Genomic DNA, 3,553 nt, shown 5'->3' with positions numbered 1-3,553 from the left:
GCACGCTCGGCTTGGCCGGCGGCTCGGGCGCGGCCGCGCCGACGGTGCGCCGCCGCTGCTCCGCCGACGAGGGGGTCTCTGATGCCATGGCTTCAGCGGGCTCGGGCCAGGCCGGAATCCAGCAGGTCGCGGATCAGCTTCTGCGCCACGCCGGAGAGGGCTTCGCGGCTCCAGCCGCTCTTGCCGCCAGTGCCGCTCCAGATCGTGTCGCCGGAGGCCACATCGATGATTTGCAGCGTCACGCCCGCGGCGGGCTCGCCGTCCACGCCGACCTTGTAGCGCCATTCGTCCACCGCCCCCGTGAGGGCGTATTTCGCCTGTTGCTCGCGTGCCCAGGCCAGCACTTCCTGCTGGCGCTTGGCGTCGCCCGCATCGAACAGCGCTTCCTGCTGCGTGGTGGTGGGATAACGCTGGATGCGGCCCACGCCGCGCGCATGCAGCAGGGCCTGCGCAATGGCTTCGGCGCGGTTGCCGGCCAGCGGAGTCTCGGTGTGGTTGGCAAACGGCAGCACCACCCACGTGGCATTGCGCTCCAGCGCCGGAGGCTCGCCCCGGTCGATGGTGGAGCAGGCGGCCAGCAGCAGCAGGGCGCCGCCGGCGGCGAAAACTTGCAGGCGTTGCAGCAGGGTGCGGTGGTGTTGCATGGTGGATTCCTTTGGAGACGACATCAGAAATGGAGACGGTAGGTGAACAGCAGGCTGCGCGTGAGGCCCTGCAGCTGCAGGCCCGACTTGCCCACGCCCCAGCTCAGGCCCAGGTGGTCGGCGCCGAGCACGCTGCCGGCCATGCCCAGGCGCAGTTCGTAGCCCGGGCCGAGCACGCTATGCCAGGTGCGGCTGGCCGTGGCGAACGGCAGCAGGGCGCGTGTGTATTCCTGCTCGTAGCGCATGTTGGTGGACACCTGCAGGCCATAGAAGCTGAAGCTCTCGGGCAGGAAAAAGTCCTGCCCCAGCGGGCCGGCGTTCACGGGCACGTAGCGGCGCACTTCCAGGTCCCGCGGTGCGAGCGTGCTCAGGTCGCGCCGCGAAAAATCGTGGTGCGACCAGAACGCGCCGAACTCCAGCAGCGGCGTTTCCTGCCGGTAGGTGTGCGTGTAGTTGATCGACGTATGGCGGCCGCTGCCCAGCGAGGCGCCGGTCTGCAGCGTGTAGCGCTCGTCGGCATAGCCGATGGTGAACTGGTCCTGCCGCGTGGCCTGGTAGCGCAGGCTGGCGCCGGCGCGGTCCTTCATGCCGGCGATGCGCAGCGCCAGGCTTTCCTGGCTGGGCAGCTGCATGCCGAGTTCCATGCGCAGGGTCAGCCGGTTGTCGATGCGCTGCTCGTGCTCGACCTGCAGCGGCGTGTAGGCCAGAAAGCTCTCGCGGCGGCCGGCGCGGAACATCGTCTCGCCGTCGGGATGGCGCCAGCGCACCTGCACGTCCAGTGCACGCTCGTCGGGCGGGTTGCGCACCACGAGGGCATTGGTGGCGTGCCGGCGGATGCTGATGAAGTTCACGTCCATGGCCAGCCGCGGGCTGATGGCGATGTGGAACACCGCGTCGGCCTCGCTCTCGTCCATGCCGCCCAGCTGCTGGAACTGCAGTTTCGTGCCCGCGTGGTCGCTGAAGGCCAGCAGGCTTTCGGTGAGCTGCAGGTGCAGGGGCTGGTCGTCGTGCTGGTCCTGCTGGGCGTCGAAGGCGGCGGTCTGCGCGAGGCGGATGTCGTCCACGGCGCGCGCCGCGTTCACGCGATCGTAGCGGGGCAGGCGTTCGTCGAACTCCTGCAGCAGCTGGCCCGTGGCGGCCTTGTCGTCTTCGGCCAGCGCGACCGTGATCTCGGCCCACAGCGGGCGGTTGCTGCGCACGCCGCGGCTGCGGGCGTACTGGTGCCACAGGAAGCCGCGCTCGGCCGTGTATTCGCCGGCGTCCTGCAGCCAGCCGATGGCCGTCTCGGCCGCCGCGTTGGACATGCCACCCTGGGCGTCGCGGTCCAGTCGCAGCAGTTCACGCAGCACGTCGACCGAGGGGTCGCCGGGCCGCTGCGTGAGGAACAGCCGGGTACGGGCGATGCGCCGGGTCTGGTCCAGGCCCTCTTCGGTGAGCCAGCGCTGGCGTGCCTGCGCGGGCGTGAGGCGCACGCCGCCGTCGCCCTTGCGCACCGACTTCCATTCGCGCGACAGCAGTTCGCGGCGCAGCCGCCACGAGCGGTCGGACTGCTGGTTCTGGTCCAGCGCGTCGGCGTAGTTCATGAGCCACAGGAAGTCGTCCTGGTGCTCCCGCAGGTGCGGCGTGAGGTAGCGGTCCAGCGCCACCTGCGGCAGCGACAGGGCCTGGTAGGCCGCCGCCAGCGCATCGTGCACATCGCTGTCGCGTGCCCAGCTGCGCTCCTGCGTGGCCAGCAGGGTGCGCAGCGAGACGGCATCGTTGCTGTCGATGAACAGCCACATCAGCGCCTGGCGCATTTCCGACGAATCGGGGCTCAGCCGCAGGCCGGCTTCGAAGTGCCGGCGTGCCTCGGGCAGGTTGCCGGTGTTATGGTAGTAGGTGCCTGCCAGCCGCAGGAACTCGGGAATCTGCCACAAGCGCGCCAGCGAGCGCCGGGTCGCCGTGGGGCTCGCGTCCAGCTGCGCGAGCAGGGGGCCGAACGCCTCCCACCGGCTGCGGCCCGAGTACAGCGCCAGGGCCTCGACCAGGTAGCGCGGCTCGTCGAACCGCTGCCAGGCCAGCACGGACACGCGCGCGGCCTCCAGCGGCTGGTCGGTGATGAGCAGGCGCACCAGGGCGTCGAAGTCCGACACGTCCGTGCCCTTGGTTTCCACCAGGCGCCGGTAGGCCTGCACGGCCAGGTCATTGCGCTCGCGGCTTTCGGCCAGCTGGCCCGTGAGCCGCCAGAAGTCGGTCTCCATGTCCTGCGCGGGCAATTGCTGCTGCTGGGCCGTCTCCAGCCACTTCAGGCCTTCGTCGGGTCGGCCATGCGTGAGGGCGAGCACCGCCGCGCGCATTGCGCGGGTCGGGGTGACCTGGGCCTTGTCGCTCAGCAGCCTGCGCCAGTTGTCGAGCGCCAGCGTAGGTTGCCCGGCGCGCTCGGCCAGATTGGCGAGCAGTTCCACCGCCTGCGGGCTCTTGGCGTGGTCTTTCAGGTAGTCGATGGCCGGCTGGGGCTCGCCGATGCGCTCATAGGCGTCCACCAGTGCGCGGACCAGCGTGAAATCGTCGGGGCGGCCGCGTAATTGGTGGCGCAGCGCCTGCACCAGCGCACCGTCGTCGAACTGTCCGGGTGCCAGGCGCAGCACGGCCTGCCAAGCGGCTTCCTTCTGCGTCTGCCGGGCGATGAAGAGCCAGTTTTCCAGCGCCGGGGCGGGGCGCTGCGTCCATTCGGACACCTGGGCCAGCCGCTCGCGCCACGCCAGGTCCTGCGGCTGCTGCTGCACGGCGGCGTTGGCCAGCGCCCAGGCGTCGTCCAGCTTGCGGTTTTCGAGAAAGACCTCGTAGCCCAGCGTGTAGATCTTGTCGTCGAAAGGCAGGCCGGGCGGCGGCACGTTGCGCGGCGCGGGCCGCGCGGCGATACCAAGGGC

Annotated in this window: 1 protein-coding gene and 2 pseudogenes; all 3 read right to left on the bottom strand. The window is 70.3% G+C overall.

All coding sequences use genetic code 11. The features are described 5' to 3' along the window. Window positions 1-92: 92 nt before the first annotated feature. Window positions 93-644 (bottom strand): penicillin-binding protein activator LpoB, encoded by a 552-nt coding sequence (locus AC27KI_RS20855; protein WP_284429940.1) that lies wholly within the window; start codon window positions 642-644, stop codon window positions 93-95. A gap of 23 nt (window positions 645-667) precedes the next feature. Then, window positions 668-1,600 (bottom strand): annotated as a pseudogene (locus AC27KI_RS20850) (tetratricopeptide repeat protein); the annotation flags it as partial. 561 nt (window positions 1,601-2,161) lie between these two features. Then, window positions 2,162-3,088, bottom strand: a pseudogene (locus AC27KI_RS20845) (tetratricopeptide repeat protein); the annotation flags it as partial. Window positions 3,089-3,553 lie beyond the last annotated feature (465 nt).

The sequence above is a fragment of the Acidovorax sp. KPB24-03 genome (assembly GCF_057546605.1).
This window is presented reverse-complemented; position numbering and strand designations above follow the sequence as displayed.